This is a genomic window from Chitiniphilus purpureus (genome assembly GCF_025642115.1).
Lineage (GTDB): Bacteria > Pseudomonadota > Gammaproteobacteria > Burkholderiales > Chitinibacteraceae > Chitiniphilus > Chitiniphilus purpureus.
This window is the reverse complement of the sequence record NZ_CP106753.1, coordinates 2597888-2616367: the sequence shown is the minus strand read 5'-3', so window position 1 is coordinate 2616367 and position 18480 is coordinate 2597888. Positions and strand designations below refer to the sequence as shown.

Sequence of the window (18480 nt, the reverse complement as noted above, 5' to 3'; positions counted from 1 at the left end):
GGCGTTGTTTTGCCTTGTGCAGATGAAATCCCGAGGTCAGGGTGTTATGGAACTGACGATCTTGTCGTATTGCCGGGCATGTCCGATGTTGATTGAGCGGTCATTTCCCCTTATTGCTCAATGGTTTGTCATTGGCCAAGACAAATGCCACGGTGATCTGGCCATTTTTGGCGCTTTCGCGGCCCTGGCGGTGGCCGATCCGGATGGTCTGCTGCCACGTTTGGCGATGGATACACGAGCTGTGGCGACCATCCCGCGTGCATGCCCCTGCTGCCGATGACCGGAACGGACCGCCCGCTTGGTGGTGCCGATCTGCCGACGCCAGCAATGCGCAGGGACTCCACGATGACCGCGTCACCATGGTGCAACTGCTCCGACCACTTGACCTCAAGTCGACTTGAGTTGGCACCCTGGTGTCCGAAGTCGTCCAAACAACGGAGGTAACACCATGCATCACCCACCAAGCCGGAACGACGCGCAGATCGCGCAATGGAACGGCGCCGCCGGGCACGCCTGGCGCGATGAGCACGCGCTGCTCGATCGGATGTTCAAGCCGTTCGAAGACCTGATCGCGGCCACCCCTGGCGTGGGGCCGGGCAGCGTGGTCCTGGATGTCGGCTGCGGTACCGGGGCGACGGTGATGGCGCTGGCGCGTCGCGTCGGCCAGGCGGGCCGGGTGCTCGGCATCGATGTCTCGGCGCCCATGCTCGACGTCGCCCGTGCGCGGGCACAGCCTGGCGACGGCCAGGTGCATTTCGTCCAGGCGGACGCGCAGACCTATCCTTTTGCGCCGGCCGGATTCGATGCCGTCGTATCGCGCTTTGGCGTGATGTTCTTCTCCGACCCGGTGCGCGCCTTCACCAACCTGCGGTACGCCGTCAGGCCCGCAGGTGCCTTGCGCTGCCTGGCCTGGCGCAGCGCCGGCGACAACCCCTTCATGGTCGAAGCCGAGCGGGCCGCGGCGCACCTGCTGGCCGGCCTTGCCCAAGCGCGGCCTGACGGTCCCGGACAATTTGCGTTCGCTGAGCGCCGGCACGTGGAGGACCTCCTTGCCGCCAGCGGCTGGACCCGGGTTGCCGTGCAACCGGTCGATGCGGTCTGCGCTTTCCCCGAGACGGCGTTGCCGCGCTACCTGACCCGGCTGGGCCCGGTCGGCCGGCTGCTTGCGGACAAGGACGAGGCGGCACGGCAGCAGATCGTCGCGGCGCTGCGGCCGGCATTCGATCGCTACCTGCATGATGGCGAAGTGCGCTTCAGCGCGGCCTGCTGGCTGATCGAGGCGCGGGCGCCCGGATAGGCGCGGCCGGCAAACACTTCCGGGGCGTCGCATCCCCCTGCGGTACGCCCTTGTACGGCCTGCGGGCGATGGCAGCCTGCCTCATCGGAGTCCAGCACGTTGCGCGCTTCCTGCCAGTACCGTGGTCGGGTGTTTCCGCCGACCCGGGTGGGTACGGGCCGGTGGGACGCGGCAGCGCTCAAGCCGGCTGCCGTGCCCGCTACTCCGATGCGATCGGCCGTAGGATCATCCGTTCGCCGCGCATCACCACTTCCATCCTGCCCAGCACATTCATGCCCAGCAGCACCTCGCCGCCCGGCATGTTGGGGACCACGCCGGCGCGGACCTGCCGCAACAGCATATTGCCGATGCGCAGCGAGTCAAGCTGGGTGGCATAGCCCTCGACCGTGCCATTGGCGGTGTGCGAGACGATGGTCTGGCCGCGCGGCAGGCCCAGCCGCTGCGCCAGTGGTTGCGGCAAGGTGATCGCGGTGGCGCCGGTATCGATCATGAAGGTGACCGGCTCGCCGTTGATCTCGCCGCGCAGCCGATAGTGCCCGTCCTGGGCACGGGTGATGGCGATTTCGCCGTTGCCCTGCGTCTGCACGGTCATCGCCGGGGTCTGGCGCGCCTCGATGAAGACTTTCATGACCAGGAACACGCCGCCGAATACCACCAGCCAGACCAGCAAGGGGCCGATGCTGCTGCCGCGCATGGCTCGTCTCATGAGCCCAATTCGTCCAGTTGCGCCTGCAGCGTGAGCCAGGTCTCCTCCAACGCGTCCAGCTCGGTCTTCAGCTCGGCGGCACGCTTGAGCGCCGCCTGCAGCGCGGCCTTGCACTCGGGCGCATAGATCTGCGTGCCGGCCAGTTGCTCGGTCAACCCGGCCTGCTCGTGCGACAGCGGCGTCATTTTCTTCTCGACGGCGGCAAGCTGCTGTTCGATCGGTTTGCGCAGCACAGCCAGCTGCTGCCGCGCCTGGGCCTCGGCCCGTTTCTGCGCCTTGCGATCGAGCGCCTCGCCCGACGCGGCCGGCAGCTCGGCACGGGCACTTTCCAGCCGCTTTTCCTGGCTGTAGCGGCCATAGTCGTCCAGGTCGCCGTCAAATGGCCGGACCCGGCCGGCTTCGATCAGCCAGAAGTCGTCCACTGTGGCGCGCAGCAGATGCCGGTCGTGCGACACCACGATCAGCGCGCCTTCGAAATCGGTCAGTGCGCGGGTCAGTGCCTGGCGCATCTCGATATCCAGGTGGTTGGTCGGCTCGTCCAGCAGCAGCAGATTGGGCCGCTGCCAGATCAGCAGCGCCAGCGCGAGCCGGGCCTTTTCACCGCCGGAGAACGGCGCCACCGGCGCGGTCGCCATCTCGCCGTGGAAATCGAAGCCGCCGAGGAAATTGCGGTGCTCCTGCTCGCGCGTCTGCGGGTCCAGCTTTTGCAGATGCCAGAGCGGCGATTCGTCCAGGCGCAGGTGCTCCAGCTGATGCTGGGCGAAATAGCCGATCTTCAGGCCCTTGCCCTCGACCCGCTGCCCTGAAAGCAGTTGAAGTTCACCTTGCAAGGTCTTGATCAGCGTCGATTTTCCGGCGCCGTTCACGCCAAGCAGACCAAGGCGCGCCTGTTTTTCCAGGCTCAGGTTGAGCTGGTGCAGCAAGGGCTGGCCAGCCGCGTAGCCGGCCTCGCCGTGCTCCAGCCGTAGCAGCGGATTGGGGCTGGATTCGGGCTCGCGGAAGGCAAAGGTGAACGGGGTGTCCACATGCGCGGCGGCGATGCGTTCCATCCGCTCCAGCGCCTTCACCCGGCTTTGCGCCTGCTTGGCCTTGCTGGCCTTGGCCTTGAAGCGGGTGATGAAGGATTCCAGGTGCGCAATCTCGCGCTGCTGCTTCTCGAAAGCCTGCTGTTGCTGCCCCAGTCTTTCAGCGCGCTGCGCCTCGAAATCGCCGTAGTCGCCGGTATAGAGCGCAAGCCTGCCGTTCTCCACATGCAGGATGGCGCCGATGGTGGCATCCAGGAAATCACGGTCGTGCGAGATCACCAGCAAGGTGCCCTGGTAGCTGCGCAACCAGCCTTCGAGCCAGACCACAGTCTCCAGATCCAGGTGGTTGGTCGGTTCGTCCAGCAGCAGCAGATCGGAGCGGCACATCAGCGCCTGCGCCAGATTCAGGCGCATGCGCCAGCCGCCCGAGAAACTCGACACCGGCTGCTGCATCTGGGTTTCGGCAAAGCCAAGGCCGGCCAGCAGCTTGGCGGCGCGCGCAGGGGCGCTGTAACCGTCGATGGCCTCCAGCCGCGCCAGCAGTTCGCCATGGCGCACGCCGTCGTCGGCCACAGTGGCAAGCTGCTGCTGCAGCGCGCGCAGTTCGGCGTCGCCATCCAGGGTGTAGTCGAGCGCGCTGCGCGTCAGCGCCGGAGTCTCCTGTGCCACATGGCCGATCACCAGCCGCGGCGGCAGCAGCAGATCACCCGCATCGGCATGCAGCTCGCCGCGCAGCAGGGCGAAGAAGGACGATTTGCCGGCACCGTTGGCGCCGACCACGCCGACCTTCTGGCCGGGATGGAGGGTCAGCTCGGCTTGGTCCAGCAGGACCTTGGTGCCGCGCCGCAGCGTAAGGGACTTGAGGCGGATCATGGGGCGCGAGTGTACCGCAACCGCGCCCTGCCCGTCCGACCATGCACGGCACGGCGCTGCGGTGGGCCGGCGGCGGGCGGGCGTCTACACCGCGACTGGGGCCTTGATGGCCGGCCAGGGCTCGTAGCCTTCCAGCGTGAAGTCGTCGTATTCGAAGGCGAACAGATCGCGCCGCTCAGGGTTGAGCCGCATGCCGGGCAGCGGCCGTGGTGCGCGTTCGAGTTGGGTGCGCACCTGCTCTAGGTGGTTGAGATAGATATGGCAGTCGCCGCCGGTCCAGACGAAGTCACCGGGCCGCAGATCGCATACCTGCGCCAGCATCAACACCAGCAAGGCATAGGAGGCGATGTTGAACGGCACCCCGAGGAAGATGTCGGCACTGCGCTGGTAGAGCTGGCAACTCAGGCGGCCGCGCCGGTCGGCATCGTCCGGGGCGGCCGGCGCCACGTAGAACTGGAAGAACGCGTGGCACGGCGGCAGCGCCATGTCTTCGATCTGCCCGACATTCCAGGCGGAGACGATGATGCGGCGCGAATCTGGATTGTGCTTGAGCTGATGCAGCACCTGCGCCATCTGGTCGATATGGCGCCCGTCCGCGGTCGGCCAGCTGCGCCACTGGTAGCCATAGATCGGACCCAGCTCGCCATCCTCCCCGGCCCATTCGTCCCAGATCGATACGCCGCGTTCCTTGAGCCAGTTGTTGTTGGTCTCGCCACGCAGGAACCACAGCAGCTCATAGAGGATGGACTTCAGGTGCACCTTCTTGGTGGTCACCAGCGGAAACCCCTGGCTCAGGTCGAAGCGCATCTGGTATCCGAACACCGACAGCGTGCCGGTGCCGGTACGGTCTTCCTTCCTGACCCCATGATCGAGAACGTGCTGCAGAAGATCGAGGTATTGCCGCACGGCGGAACTCCCGGGTGGAACGAAAACGGCCGCCCTCAGGGCGGCCGTTGATTCTAACCGCAATGCAAAAAGACGTCACCCGCGCCCTGCCCGCGCGGCCACGCTCAGGCAGGCTTGGCCGCCGGCAGCTCCACGTAGAATGTCGCACCGTGCCCGAGCACGCTCTCACAGCCGACCCGCCCGTCCATGGCCTCGATCAGCCGCTTGACGATGGACAGGCCAAGGCCGGTGGTATGCTCGCCGCCGGTCGGCACCGCGGAGAGCCGGCTGAACTTGCGGAACAGCCGCTGCATCTCGTGCGGCGCGATGCCCGGCCCCTGGTCGGACACGCGGATCTGCACGCGCTCGCCGATCGTCAGCGCCTCGATCCGGATCGCCGTCTGATGTGGCGCGTACTTGGACGCATTCGAAAGCAGGTTGTCCAGCACCTGCCACAGCGCTTCGCGGTCGGCGCGCACTGCGAGCCCACTGGGCATGCAGATGCAGCACTGCTGCTTTTCGGACAGCTGCGCCTGCCAATGGGCCACGAGGTCCGAACATAGCGGATCGAGCTGCAGCTCGGCGGCGCGCAGCTGGTACTGGCCGGTTTCCAACGCGTTGATGTCGAGCAGGTTGCCAAGGATGCGCTGCATGCGGTCCGAGAGCTTGACGATGCCCTGCAGCCGCTCCTCCACCCGCTCGGCCGGCCACTCGGGCAGCTTTTCGCCGATCATCCGCGCCATGCCCTGGATGCTGGCCACCGGGTTCTTCAGATCGTGCGCCGCGATGGTCAGCAGCTCGTTCTTCTCCTCATTGAGCTGCAACAGACGCAGGTTGGCCGCTTCCAGCTCCAGGTTGCGCACGCCCAGTTCCTGCGTGCGCGTCTCGACCAGCCCTTCCAGATTGTGGCGGTGTTCCTCGATGGTGACCGCCATGCTGTCGAAGGTGCGGGCCAGTTCCCCCAGCTCGTCCTTGCGGTGTTTGTCCAGGTCGGCGCTGCGCCGGCCTTCGGCCAGCGCACGGATCGCCCCTTTCAGCCGCTGCAGCGGCTGTGACACGTCATGATTGAGCGTCCAGGTCATCACGCCCAGTTCCAGCAGCAATGCCACCATGCCCAGCAGCAGCACCATGCTGGCGGCGACGGCCGCCTTCTCCTTCAGGAGGCGCTTGGGGTAGACCGAGACGAACAGCCAGTTGGCCCCCTTGATTTCCGCCACGCCCAGCCAGGATCGCCCATCGAGCGATTCGACAAAGGGCTGCTTGGGCGACGCGGCCAGTGCCGCCTGGTACAGGTCGCGCAATGGCTGGTCGTTGACCTGGGTGAGGTTGTAAGGCCCGCTCACATCGCGGATCTGGTGCGAGCGGCCCGGATGGGCGATCAGATCGCCGTTGCGGGCGATGATGAAGTTGTAGGTGCCCGGGATGCTGACGCTGTTGGTGCGTTCGATCAGTTGGTCGAGCAATACGTCCTGTCCGGCCCCGCCGATGAACCGGCCCATGTAATCGATCGGCGTGACCACCGAGACCATCCACTGCACCGCCTGCTTGTCGAAATAGATGCCGGTCCAGAAGGTCTTGCGCTCGGGATTGCGCTGGGGAGTGGCACCCAGCTCGGTTTCGAGGTTCATCGCGAAATCGGCGACCGAGCCGTTGCGCGCATAGTTGAGGTCCGGCAGGTACATGATGCTGCCGTCCGAGACATTCAGGTCGATGAAGGTGTCGTAATAGCGACTGCGGAAGGCCGGGCCGTACTGGCTGGTCAGATGGAAGGCGACCATCACTTCGCGCATGAAATCGGGCGTGAGCTTCACCGAGGGCAGCAAGGCCACCGTGGCCTGGTGCTCGAAGTCGTCCTGCTCCAGCCGTATGCGCCACATGCCGTCGCGTTCCTGCTGCAGCAGCCGATGGAACTCGGGTGCGGGATCGGTCTGGGCCGCCAGCGCGAAGCGGCGCACGAATTCGTCGCGCAACCGCCGGGTATTGGTCTCGGCCTGCAGGAACGGGTCGCTCTCCAGCTGGCTGCGTGCCGCGATGTACTTGCCGAGGTGGGCCAGCGCCTCTTCCTGGAAACGCCAGTAGCTGTAGTAGTAGGACAGCGCGGTGACGGCCAGCGCCACCAGGCCGATGCGCAATGCCATGTTGCGCAGCACGCGCCGGAACAGGCTGGAGGCGGATTTGTCTGGCTCAGTCATGGCGCGAGCATAGCCGAGCACCCAAGCCGCGCCAAGCGCAGGACGGCGGCCGCCGCCCGGTGGAAACAGCACCCGCCCGCCCCGCCGCGGGCCTTGTGGCTACAGGCGTCCTCGGCATATTGACGAAATATGTCAGGGCGCCGCGCGCAGTGGGCCGGTGCGGCGATAAGGTGCCGCGAGCGGATCACCGACAAAGACGCCCTGGGCCGGCCAGGCCACACTCTTCCAGTACGCTTCCACCGCCGTCGCACCGACCAGGTAATGCGCCAGCAAAACCTGCGGGTGCGGGAATTTCTGCGGATGGGAACAGGGTTCGCTGACGGTGCCGTAGCTTGCGGTCGCGCCAGCGTTCAACCAGGCGAGGCTGCTCATCTGTCTGCTGTCGGTGAGTTGCCCGCCGGTCGAGGTGAGGTGGTCAGCCAGTGCCCCTGGCACGAAGGTCAAGGTATCGAGGTCGGCGACCCGGATGGCACCGATCTGGTAGATCATCACATCATGCCGGTCAGTCAGCGTCTTGGCCTCGATCGGCCGCAGGGCCAGCGGACCGGCCCGGCCGGCGCGCGGAAACAGCGGGGCGCGGCTGTCGCGTGCCTTGTCGCCGGTACGCACGAAGTACGCCGCCGCCAGCGGGTGGCTGCCCCAGGCGGCGGCACCACGGTCGATCAGTGCCTTGGCCTGCGGCAGCGATTCGGCCGCCACCATCATGCTTGGCCGCCATCCGAGTTCGCGATGGGGCTGCACCGCCGGGCTGTTGAAATACTTGGAAAGCGGCGTCGGCTTGCAGGTCTGCTCGCACACGCCCGGCACGTAGCCTGCGGTAAAGCCATAGGTGATGCCCAGGCAGTTGACGCGGTAGGGCTTGGCCCAGGTCAGCGCCAAGGCCTGCACCCCGGCGGGCATGGCCTCGTCCACCCGGGCGCGCGCCTGCGCCAGCTCCGCCTCGGTGATCCACACCCGGTCGGCGGGCAGCGTCACCGCCACCACATTCTGCTGCGGCACGCCGTGGCGCTTGACGTAGTAGTCGGCGATTTCGCGCGACAGCGGATCGGCGGCATTGATCACCACCCCGAGCTGCTCGGGCCCCAACTGGTAGGCGGGCGGTGCCGCCAGCGCCGATCCGGCCAGCCACAGCCAGCCGCACAGCATCTTGCGCATCGTGTTCACTCCTGCGAAGGCACGTCCAGCCACAGGCCGGCACGCGGAAAATAGAGCGCCGCCGCCGCGGGCAGCCCGCTCAGCGCGGCGACGGCAGCGGCATAGCCGGCCAATTGGCCGCGGTGGCGCTGCAGCATCCGTTCGGCGAAGCGCGCCGGGGTCTCGCCCGGGTGCGGCAGGCCGGTCTTGTAGTCGACCACCAGCCAGCCTGTTCCGGTATGCAGCGCCAGATCAATCACCTGCTGGCCGCCGTCCTGGTCGAACAGGCGCCACTCCCGCTGTGCCGGCTGCGTCAGCAGCCAGCGTCCGCGTTCATCGGCCAGCGTCGCCAGCAGCGTATCGAACACCACCCGGGCCGCGGCCGGCAATTCGTCGCCCGCCACACCGGCGCGGCTCAGCTGGCGTTCGATGCGCGGCAGCGCGGCGGTCAGCCGTGCGGCATCCCATCCGGCCGGCCCCATGCGTCCGAGCTGCTCCAGCCAGGCATGCGCCACGATGCCGGCCTGCGCCTCCAGGCGCTGCTGCGACCAGTCCGGCGTGCCGGGCAGACGCGGCGGCAACGGCGCGGCAGCGGCCGGCGGCAGATCGGCCAGCGCCGCGCGCAAGAGCGGCGGCCCGCGCAGCACGGCAGTGCCGGCGGGCATGGCCGCATCCAGCCGGGGCGGTGCCTGCAACGGCATCAGCAGGGGCCACAACCGCCCCAGTAGGGTACCGGCGGCAGCCTTGCGCGGTTCGCCGTCCTCACCCACGCTGACCTCGCCCACCAGATGCAGCCGGTGCCGGGCGCGGGTGGCCGCCACGTACAGCAGGCGGTCCGTCTCGAAGGCGGCGCGGCGTGCTTCGCGCAGGCCCAGGTAGCGCGAGACCGGGTCGGCGCCGGCGTCCACCAGCCGCTTGATCGGTCCCATCAGAAGGCGCACGCCGGCCGCGCCGCGCAGTGCCTCGAACCGTACCAGCGGGGCACGGTCGGCCGCTCCCCTGCGGTGCAGCCCTGGCAGGATCACCACGTCGAACTGCAGCCCCTTGCTCTTGTGCATCGTCATGATTTCCACGCCATCCGCCTTGGGATCGGGTGCGGCATACAGCCGCGCCAGCGCCTCATCCAGCGCCGCCGGATCGGGTACGCGGTAGGGAGCAAGGGTTTCGAGCAGGCGCAGGAATGCTTCGGCGTCGGCCGTATCGCGCGCGTCGGCATAGATCAGATCGCCGCCCAGCCGGCGCCAGACCCGCTCGACCCAGGCCGCGAATGGCCAGGCACCCGACGCGTTGCCGTCGTCGAGCAGGATCGCGGCGGCGCGCTCGGCGCGTTCGCGCTCCTGCGGCGCCAGCATGGCAAGACGCGGTGCGTAGGCCAGCAACGCCGGCACCGATGTGTCGTGGTCGTGCCCCAGCAGCAGGGTCAGGCTGTGCAACGTCAGCCCGCACCAGGGCGCGCGCAATACGCATAGCCAGGCCAGCCGATCACCGGGATGGGCGAGCGCACGGGCCAGTTGCACCAGATCGGCGACCACCGGCCGCTGCGCCAGTGGGGTCAGGTCGATCGCCCGGTGCGGTACCCCGGCGCCAGCCAGCCGGCGTGCAATGGCATGGGCATGGCCGCGCGCGCGCACCAGCACGGCGATGCTGCGTGCGCCCTCGGCCTGCGCCTGCCGGACGAGGCGCAATACGATGTCCTCCTCCGGCTCGGCCGGTCGTGCCCCTTCGGCGCGCCACACTGGGTGGAACGCCACCGCCGCGCCGGGCAGCGCCGGGTTGAATGCCACCGAACGGGCGTAGGCGATGGCACTGCGTTCGGCGTCGTCCTGCCCCGGGAACAGCCGGGCGAAGGCGGTGTTGACCCATTCCACCACACCGGCCTGCGAGCGGAAGTTGTCGGTCAGCGCGAGGAAGTCCGGCACGATCTCACCGACACCGGTATCCCGCGCGGCCAGGAACAACCCCACTTCGGCCTTGCGGAAGCGGTAGATCGATTGCATCGGATCGCCGACCAGGAACAGCGTGTGCCCGTCCTGACCACCCTGCCCCGTCTGCCCCCATCCCGCGGTCAGTTTTTCCAGCAAGGCGATCTGCGGCTGGCTGGTGTCCTGGAATTCGTCGATCAACAGGTGGCGGATGCGCGCATCGAGCCGCAGCAACAGCTCGCTCGGGTCATCCGCTTCGCCCAATGCTGCCAGCGCACGTTGCGCGATCTCGATGAAATCCACTTCGCTGGCCGCGGCGAACGCCAGCTGCAGCTGGGCCGCCGCGAGCCGGAGGGTGGACAGCAGTGCCTCCAGGATCCGCCACTGCGCATCGTTGTAATGCGCCGGTGGCAGTTCGGCCACTTCCGCCAATCGCGCGATCCAGTCGGCGTCGGGCAGATGGCGTCCCAGCCATTCGAGCATCGGCGCCTTGTGGGCGCATTGGGCGGGAAAGCCGATCTGCCTGGTGAGCTGACGCCGCAGGCCGCCACTGGCGGTCAACAGCAGTTGCGCCAGCGCCCGCCACTGCGGCAATGCCTCGGGCGTGGCCGGCAGCGGGCCGTGCCAGTCGAGCAGCGGTGTGAGCACGCCGGGTGCGTCAGGCTCCAGGCATTGCGCGGCAGCCCGCGCCAGCGGGGGCAGTTCGTGCAGCCATCCCAACGGCATTGCCCGGGCGAGCGACTGCAGCGCCTCGCCGACCACGGCGGCCAGATTGGCTTCCAGCATCTCCCGTTCGGCGCCGCCCAGGAGCGGCAGCCATTGGTCCCGGCTGGCGAGCATCTGTGCCAGCAGCTGCTCGGTGGCGGTGAGATTGACATCCAGATGTGCCAGCAACGCGCGCACCGGCGCACCGTAGCTTGCATCGTCGGCCAACGCCAGCGTGGCGCGGGCCGCGGCAGTGTAGTAGGGCCAGGCATCGTCCACCGTGCCGGGCATGCCGCCCAATTGCGACAGATAAGGCATGCGGCGCACGAGGCTTGCGCAGAACGAATCGATGGTCTGGATCGCCAGCCGCCCCGGGTGCGCCAGCAACTGCCAGCCCAGGCGCGCATCGCACGCCAGTGCCGCGCGCGCCAGCTGCCAGCTTTGCCGGCCGTTGGCCGATGCGGGCTCGGGGCCCTGCGCCGCGACCAGCTTGGCCATCACCCGTGCATGCATTTCCGCCGCGGCCTTGCGGGTGAAGGTGATGGCCACGATTTCCTCCGGCCGTTGCACGGTGGCGAGCAAGGCCAGGATGCGGTCGGTCAGCAGCTCGGTCTTGCCCGACCCCGCCGGAGCCTGCACCAGGAAGGAGCGCGTCGGATCGAGTGCCGCCTGCCGTGCCGCGGCATCGCTGGGCTGAAGGGGGCTCACGCCTCGCTCTCCTCGCGATCGAGTGTGATCCGCAGGAAAGGCAACACGTCGCAGAACTCCAGATCGCCAGCCCCCTGGGAGACATTGACGGCGTGCCCGGCGGCGAATTCGTCGGCCAGTGTCTCGATGCTGCTGCGCCAGCGCGCCAGGATGCCATCCCAGGCAAGCCCGGCGAGCGGATTGCCTGCACCCAATGCATCCGGCAGCAGCACGCCGGGCAGGCCGAGCGCCTCGGCCGCCAAGCCCTTGGCCGCCACCTCGCGGGCGTTGAGCCGCGCCAGCAGCAAGCCTTGCACGCCCTCCCCCAACACCGCGGCATACAGCGGCAGCTGCAGATTGGTCGGCCGCGCGCGGCCCCATCCGGCGGTGTCGAGCACATTGCCGGTCTTGTAGTCGACGATCACCGCGCCGCCCCCGGGCAGCGTGTCGAGCCGGTCCAGCCGCAGCTTCAACGTCAGTGGCCCGCGCCGCCAGCTGTGCGGTGCCTCCAGTGCCGTCACCGCGAACGGCAGGCGTGCCGCCTCCAGCGCCAGCCAGTCGGCCGCCACCTGCCCGGCGCGGGCGATCTCGAGTTCGCGCACCGCCGCGGGCAGCTCGCCCAGCGTCTGGCGCGCCGCCTCCGCCACCGCGGTGGCGATCAGTGTCGGCAGGCTGCCGTCCGCGCGCGCGGCCAGCAGGGCGGCCTGATCGCCCAGCATCCGCCACACCTGCTCCAGCACCCCGTGCAGAAAGCGGCCGCGCACCGGCGGCGCCACCTGCTCCGCATGACGCGGCAAGGCGGTGGCGCCGAGACGGTAGCGGGCGAAGGCCCACAAGGGATTCTTGGCCTGCGCTTCGAGGATCTGCGTGCCACCCGCCACCTGGTCACGTTCACCCAGCGGCGGCCCCGCCTCGTCGTCCAGTGCATCCAGCGGCAGCGGCACGACCGCCGGGGCGGGCCGGGGGTGCCATTCGGTGGCAGCCAGCGCGGCGATCAGTGGCGAGGCACGCAGCTCGCGCTCGCCGTCGCGTTCGGCGTGGCTGACGATCACCTGCGGTGCGCATTGCAGCAGCGCGGCAAACAGCGCCCGGGCGTAGTCCAGTTCGCGCTCGGGCGTGGCACGCGGTGCGCCGGCGCGCTTGAGTCCGGACAGCGGCAGCAGCGGATTGGGGCGCGCCGGCGCCGGCAGCGCCTCGTCGGTCAGCCCCAGCAGCCAGATGCCGTCCCAGCGTTCGCCCTCCGCTTCGAGCAGGCCGAGCACGTCAAGCCGGCTGCCCGGATCGCGTTCCGGCTGGAACGGCGTGTCCTGCGCCAGTCGTACCAGCAGTTGCACCGCGCCGGCCGCATCCAGCGTGCCGGCCGGCGCGGCCAGCCCGGCAAAGCGTGCGAGCAGCGCCGAAAAGGCGTCGAGCACCTGGTAGGCGGCGCTGTCAAGCGGGCGATCCCCCGGAAAGCCCAGCGCCGTCAATGCCGCGGCAAAGCGCTGGGCCCAGGTGTCACAACGTGCGGCACGCCCGGAAAGTGCCGCCTGCGCTGCCGGCCAGGCATTGGAGAGCCGGGGACAGGCGAACAGCTCCCGCAGCCAGTCCGCCGTGGACAGCACCAGCACGCCGCGCCGGCGCCACTGCGCATCCAGGCGCGCCCGTTCGCCGGCCTCGGCCAGATCGCCGGCACAATGGCCGGCAAGCAATGCGGCACCCAGCTGCGCCGGCCGGTAGTCGGTGCGCAGCGTCAGCACCGACAGCCAACCGAGCGCGGCATGCGCAAGCGGCCAGTCGCACAGTGGCCGGGCCACCGACACGTTGAAAGGCACCGTCTCGCCCAAGGTCTGCAGCAGCACCCGTCTAGCGAACGGCGCCACGCCTTCGAGCTGCGGTGCCAGGATGGCGTAGCGCCCTTGCGGATCGGCGGTCAGCTGCTCGGCGGCCCACGCGGCGGCGGCGCGCCATTCGGCCTGTGGATCGAGCGCGGTAAAACGCTGCGGCGCGGCCGCTACTGGTGGATCGGCCAGTCGCGCCTGGGCCACCCCCTGCCCGGCCAGCGCGTGCCACAGCGCTGCCTGACGGGGTGACAAGTCGCGGAATCCGGCCCAGATCAGCTGTGACGGCAAGGCGAGGCCGCCTGCGGTGAGCAAGGCCAGCACCTGTTCGGCGCGCCCGGTCGCATCATCCGCGTCCAGCTTCGCCAGCTGGCGCCGGTAGCGCTGCCGCCACAGCGCAAAGCGCTGTGTCTCCTCGCCCGCATCCGGGGCATCCAAACCGATGCGCCATTCATCGGCCAGCGCGTCCGCCTCCTCGGCCAATGCCGCCAGGCGCCGCTCATCCAGCAACGGCCGCGCGGTCTCGGCGGCCCGGATGGTGTCCGCCCACAGCAAGCGTGCTCCGAAGCTATCCAACCGCCGTGCCGGCAACGGCGGCGCATCGGGCAGGAAGAGGGCAGACTCCAGCAATGCCTCCAGCCACGCCGACAGCGGCAGCACCCGGGCCTGTGCCGCGACCCCGGCTGGCGCGTGACGTGCCAGTTCGCCGGACAACCGACGCGCGAGCCGGTTGTTGACGGTGACCACCACCGTGTCGTCGGCCGGCAGCGCGGCCAGTTCGGCAAGGGTCAGCAGGGGCGGATCGGGCAAGGACATGCGGACGGCGCAAAGGGCTGGCTGCCCATGATAGCAGGAGTTCCGGGCCCTCCCGCTGTGTCAGCCACCTGCCGGCCGGGCCTGGCTGCCGACTCGCGCGGTGCGGCGTTGCTGACCCGCCGGGCCGCTCAGCCGCGCGCGCAGCGCTGGATGTAGTCGAGCCGCGGGAAGTCGCGGCGCAGGTAGTCGGCCCCATCGGGGGCCGGGATGCGCTGCGGGTCGGGCCCGGCACCCCACGGCGGGATGTCGCCGTATTCGGTGGTGAAGCGGCTGACGGTCTTGGCCATCGACGGCGCGGTGACATAACCGATCGGTGTCTCCCACGGCATGCTGCCCAACGCCTGGACCGATTCGCCCAGCGTGATGAATAGGTGCTGGGAGCGCGAATGTGCGCCGTTGCCGGCAAAGCTGACAAAGCCACGCTTGAACGGACGCAGATCGGGCCGCGCCGGATCGTCCTCGATCGGTGGGTAGGCGCGCAGCTTGGCCTGCGGCAGCGCATAGCCGAACTGACACAGGAAATTGTCCACGCAACGGAACAAGGGCATGCCGGTGAAGGCGCCCTCGTCGACCAGCTGCAGGAAGCGCGCCGCGCCGCGCGGGCTCCAGTCCGGGCGCACCACGATCTGCATCCGGCCCTTGGTGGTCTCGCAGACCACGTTCATGGCGCGCTCCGGTTCCTGCCCCAGGCTCCACCAGCCCCAGGCGCCGACAGCGATCGCCGCGATTCCCCACCACACCTTCTTGCCCACCATCCGCTCCTGATCTTGGCACGCCCTGGCGGGCGCGATGCGTGCACCCGCCCTGTTCCCGGCACCACGGGCGCGATGATACCCATGCCCGATACGCAGCCGCGCGGCAATGTCGCTCGGGCGGGCGGTTTTCCCCGATTGCGGGTCGCCACTGCGGATGGAACTTGCGGGCACCCGCCGCACCGAAGACCACTGCCGCTACGCCGGTGGCAGTGGCTTCTGGGAGTCAGGGCATGCCGATACCGTTATCCGATACCCCTGTGATGCCGCCGCGTTGGCGCGATCGCCTTGCCGGCTACGCCTGGGCCGCGGTGCATGAAGGTGCCAGCGCTGCGCAGGTGTACCGGCTGACCTGCGACGACGCGCCGGGGCTGTTCGTGAAGCGCGAGCCGCAGGCTGCGCATGCGGAACTGGGCGGCGAGATGGAACGGCTGGCCTGGCTGCAGGGCCGGGGCGTGCCCTGCCCGCAACCGCTGGATCTGGCGCAGCACGAAGGCGCGCTCTGGCTGCTGATGAGTGCGCTGCCGGGCTGCACGCTGGCCAGCGCTGCCCTGCCTGCCGAGCAGGCCGTCATGCTGTATGTGCAGGCGCTGCACCGGCTGCATGCGCTGCCGCCGGCGGCATGCCCGTTCGACATGCGCCTTGCCCGGCGCATCAGCGAGGCCGGTGTCCGGGCTGCTGCCGGCCTTGTCGACGAGGACGATTTCGACGAGGCGCGCCGGGGCCAGGACGCGCTGGCACTGCATGCGCAACTGTGCGCCGAGGCGCCGGCGTGCGAAGACCCGGTGGTGACGCATGGCGATGCCACGCTGGAAAACCTAGTCGCTGCAGCGGGCCGTTTCAGCGGTTTCATCGATTGCGGCCGGCTGGGGGTCGCCGACCGCTACCAGGATCTGGCACTGGCCTGCCGCAGCCTGGCCGATGCCTACGGTGAGACGTGGGCGGACCGTTTCCTGTCCGCCTACGGCATCGCGCAGCCGGATCGGCATAGGCTTGCGTTCTACACGCTGCTCGATGAGTTCTTTTGAACGACTCAGCCGGGCAGGCGCTCGCGCAGCGCGGCCAGCGTCACATGGCCCTGGAAGTGGCCGGCGCCGGCGGGATGCTCACCGCGTTCGATCGCCTGGGCGAACTGCACTGCCGGATCGGCGCGCAATGCCGCCAGGTAGCGTGCCAGCCGCGGATAGGCTTGCGCCAGATCGAACAGGCGATGGTACTCGGCCCAGCGCGCCAAGCCGACAAAGTAGGCATCGGCCACAGTGCGCTGCGTACCGCCAAGCAGCCATTGCCGCCCGTCGGCAAGCAGCGCCTCGATATGTGCCAGTGCCGTTGCCACCTCGTCACGCCCCATCTGCCTGAGCAGGGCGCGGCTGGCCTCGTCGGCATCGGGCATTTCATAGACCGCCCACAGCGGCGAGAACGCCGAGAAGAAATCGGTGGTCAGGTAGCCCAGCAGCTGGTTGAGCCGGTCGAACTGGGGGGTGCCCTGGGCAAAGCCGAGCTGCCGATCCAGGCCGCGTGCGGCCAGATGCAACAGGATGGCCGTGCTTTCGCTGAGCGCCGTGCCGTTTTCCAGCAGCAGCGCCGGGGTCTTCATCAGCGGATTGATGCGGGCGTAATCGGCTGGCCACGGCTGCTCCAGCATTTCGATCCGGCACAGCTGATAGGGGTGGCCCAGCCATTCCAGCGCCACGATGGAACCGAACGAGCAGCCTTGCGGTACGCCATAGAACAGAACGGGATGCATCCGGAGTCTCCTTTGAAGTGGCCGGCCCCGTCATGGCGCCGGCTTGCAGACCACGTTAACCCTGTATTAGGCTGAAACCCGCCCTAATTCGATGTGTCGCTGCCTGGGCCAGCGGCCCGGCGCGATCATGCCATCGTGCCTGCCGTTCCCATGCCGGCCGGCACTGTGATCACGCCGGCAGCCCCATTCCGACCGCCGCCCATGCCCAAACCGACCACCCGGGTACTTGCTGTGCTGGAACTGCTGCAAAACCATGGCCGCATGAGCGGCCGCGAACTGGCCGAGCGGCTGGAGGTGGACGGCCGCACGCTGCGACGCTACATCGCCACGCTGGAAGAGCTTGGCATCCCGATCTACGCCGAGCGCGGCCGCTACGGCGGCTATGCACTGGTTGCCGGTTTCAAGCTGCCGCCGATGATGTTCACGCCGGATGAGGCGCTGGCCGTCTCGCTGGGGCTCGCTGCCTCGCGTGGCCTGGGTCTTGCCGATGTGGCGTCCGCAGCACAAAGCGCGCAGGCCAAGCTGGAACGGGTGCTGCCCGCACCGCTGCAGCAGCGCATGCGTGCGCTGCTGGACAACGCCACGCTCGATACGACGCCCGCCGCCGCGCATGACAACCTCGCCCTGCTGCAATTGAGCACGGCGGCGCAGGCACGTCAGCAGGTCGCGCTGGCCTATCGCAACGAAGCCGGTGTTGCCAGCCGGCGGGTGGTCGACCCCTATGGACTGGTGTTGCGGCGCGGCCGCTGGTATCTGGTCGGCCATTGCCATCTGCGCCAGGATGTCCGCACGTTCCGGCTGGACCGCATCGACGAGGCCGTGCCGCTGCCTGCCAGCTTCGGCCGCCCGGAGACATTCGACGCCGCGCGCCATCTGGCCTTCAGCATTGCCACCCTGCCGCGCGCGACGCCGGTATCGGTGCTGCTGCACACCGATCTTGCCGGGGCCGTGGCCGAGCTTGGCGACCAGATCGGCCTGCTGCTGGCACGCGAGGATGGGGTGCTGCTGCACGCGCGCACCGACAGCCTGAATTGGTTGGCCCGGCAGCTGGCCCGCCTGCCGTTTTCGTTCGAAGTCCAGGAACCGCCGGCGCTGCGCGAGGCGCTCGCCGCCTGGGCACAGCATCTGCTGCGGCTGGCGCGGTAGGTGTTCAGCCGCCGGCGAGGCTGCGTTGGCGCCGCGTCTCGGCCAGCACGATGCCAGTGGCGACCGACACGTTGAGGCTTTCCACCGCGCCGAACATCGGGATGGAGACCAGGATGTCGCAGTGCTCGCGCGTCAGCCGGCGCATACCTTCGCCCTCGCTGCCCAGCACCCAGGCGATCGGCCCGGCGCCGGCGTTGAAGTGGTGCAGGTCGACGTCGGCATCGGCCGCGGTGCCGGCGATCCAGATCTCGCGCTCCTTGAGCTCGCGCAGCGTACGCGCCAGGTTGGTCACCATCACATAGGGCACGGTCTCGGCCGCGCCGCAGGCCACCTTGGAGACCGTGGCATTCAGGCCCACCGCCTTGTCCTTGGGGGCGACCACCGCGTGCACGCCCATCGCATCGGCCACGCGCAGGCAGGCACCCAGGTTGTGTGGATCGGTGACGCCATCCAGCACCAGCAGGAACGCCGGTTCGGTCAGGTCGTCCAGCACATCCTCCAGTGCCGCATACGATCTGCCTGCATCGATCAGCGCCGCCACGCCCTGATGGCGCGCGTCGCCGGCAAGACCGGTCAGGCGCTTGTCGTCGACATGCAGCAGCTTGACGCCATGCGCCGCCGCCAGCCGGGCAAGCTCGCGTGCCCGCGCATCCTGGCGGGCCGGATCAAGGTAGATTTCAAGCACGCTGTCGGGAAAGCGCTTCAGGCGCGCGCCGACGGCGTGAAAGCCGTGGAGGGTCTTTTTCTGCATGGCGGATCGGAGGAAAGGGCCG

General features: G+C 68.9%; 14 protein-coding genes. 4 read left to right on the top strand and 10 right to left on the bottom strand.

Going from position 1 to position 18480, the window contains the following annotated elements:
* Window positions 1–46 precede the first annotated feature (46 nt).
* Together N8I74_RS12190 and N8I74_RS12185 are read left to right on the top strand one after the other, a co-directional pair.
* On the top strand, window positions 47–280 hold the full coding sequence (locus N8I74_RS12190) for a hypothetical protein (protein ID WP_263123379.1): 234 nt from the start codon (window positions 47–49) through the stop codon (window positions 278–280).
* Window positions 281–448: 168 nt separating this feature from the next.
* Window positions 449–1297, top strand: a complete 849-nt coding sequence (locus N8I74_RS12185; RefSeq protein WP_263123378.1) for a class I SAM-dependent methyltransferase — start codon at window positions 449–451, stop codon at window positions 1295–1297.
* Between the two features lie 199 nt (window positions 1298–1496).
* Here N8I74_RS12185 and N8I74_RS12180 read toward each other — a convergent pair whose 3' ends face one another.
* The 8 genes from N8I74_RS12180 to N8I74_RS12145 form a co-directional block, all read right to left on the bottom strand.
* Window positions 1497–2003, bottom strand: a complete 507-nt coding sequence (locus N8I74_RS12180; RefSeq protein ID WP_263123377.1) for a retropepsin-like aspartic protease family protein — start codon at window positions 2001–2003, stop codon at window positions 1497–1499.
* Window positions 2000–3901, bottom strand: coding sequence for an ATP-binding cassette domain-containing protein (locus tag N8I74_RS12175; protein ID WP_263123375.1), 1902 nt, complete (start codon window positions 3899–3901; stop codon window positions 2000–2002). The genes N8I74_RS12180 and N8I74_RS12175 overlap by 4 nt, the downstream gene beginning before the upstream one ends.
* Before the next feature lie 84 nt (window positions 3902–3985).
* Complete coding sequence (locus tag N8I74_RS12170) at window positions 3986–4807, bottom strand: thymidylate synthase (RefSeq protein WP_263123374.1); 822 nt, start codon at window positions 4805–4807, stop codon at window positions 3986–3988.
* Between the two features lie 104 nt (window positions 4808–4911).
* Window positions 4912–6978 (bottom strand): sensor histidine kinase, encoded by a 2067-nt coding sequence (locus N8I74_RS12165; protein WP_263123373.1) that lies wholly within the window; start codon window positions 6976–6978, stop codon window positions 4912–4914.
* A gap of 132 nt (window positions 6979–7110) precedes the next feature.
* Window positions 7111–8133, bottom strand: a complete 1023-nt coding sequence (locus N8I74_RS12160; protein WP_263123372.1) for a TIGR03790 family protein — start codon at window positions 8131–8133, stop codon at window positions 7111–7113.
* Between the two features lie 5 nt (window positions 8134–8138).
* The gene (locus N8I74_RS12155) at window positions 8139–11447 is read right to left on the bottom strand and encodes a UvrD-helicase domain-containing protein (RefSeq protein ID WP_263123371.1); all 3309 of its coding nucleotides are present in this window, start codon (window positions 11445–11447) and stop codon (window positions 8139–8141) included.
* The gene (locus N8I74_RS12150) at window positions 11444–14062 is read right to left on the bottom strand and encodes a PD-(D/E)XK nuclease family protein (protein WP_263123370.1); all 2619 of its coding nucleotides are present in this window, start codon (window positions 14060–14062) and stop codon (window positions 11444–11446) included. Before N8I74_RS12150 ends, N8I74_RS12155 begins: the two co-directional genes overlap by 4 nt.
* A 128-nt stretch (window positions 14063–14190) precedes the next feature.
* Complete coding sequence (locus N8I74_RS12145; RefSeq protein ID WP_263123369.1) at window positions 14191–14814, bottom strand: peptidylprolyl isomerase; 624 nt, start codon at window positions 14812–14814, stop codon at window positions 14191–14193.
* Between the two features lie 233 nt (window positions 14815–15047).
* Between N8I74_RS12145 and N8I74_RS12140 the strand changes: the two genes are divergently transcribed.
* Window positions 15048–15842 (top strand): APH(3') family aminoglycoside O-phosphotransferase, encoded by a 795-nt coding sequence (locus tag N8I74_RS12140; RefSeq protein WP_263123368.1) that lies wholly within the window; start codon window positions 15048–15050, stop codon window positions 15840–15842.
* Window positions 15843–15847: 5 nt separating this feature from the next.
* On the opposite strand, the gene N8I74_RS12135 is transcribed toward N8I74_RS12140, so the two are convergent.
* Window positions 15848–16561, bottom strand: a complete 714-nt coding sequence (locus N8I74_RS12135) for a glutathione S-transferase family protein (protein WP_263123367.1) — start codon at window positions 16559–16561, stop codon at window positions 15848–15850.
* 201 nt (window positions 16562–16762) lie between these two features.
* Here N8I74_RS12135 and N8I74_RS12130 point away from each other — a divergent pair, with 201 nt between their 5' ends.
* Window positions 16763–17707, top strand: coding sequence for a helix-turn-helix transcriptional regulator (locus N8I74_RS12130; protein ID WP_263123366.1), 945 nt, complete (start codon window positions 16763–16765; stop codon window positions 17705–17707).
* A gap of 4 nt (window positions 17708–17711) precedes the next feature.
* Here the strand turns inward: N8I74_RS12130 and rlmB are convergent, their stop codons facing one another.
* Complete coding sequence (rlmB, locus tag N8I74_RS12125) at window positions 17712–18458, bottom strand: 23S rRNA (guanosine(2251)-2'-O)-methyltransferase RlmB (protein ID WP_263123365.1); 747 nt, start codon at window positions 18456–18458, stop codon at window positions 17712–17714.
* Window positions 18459–18480: the final 22 nt, after the last annotated feature.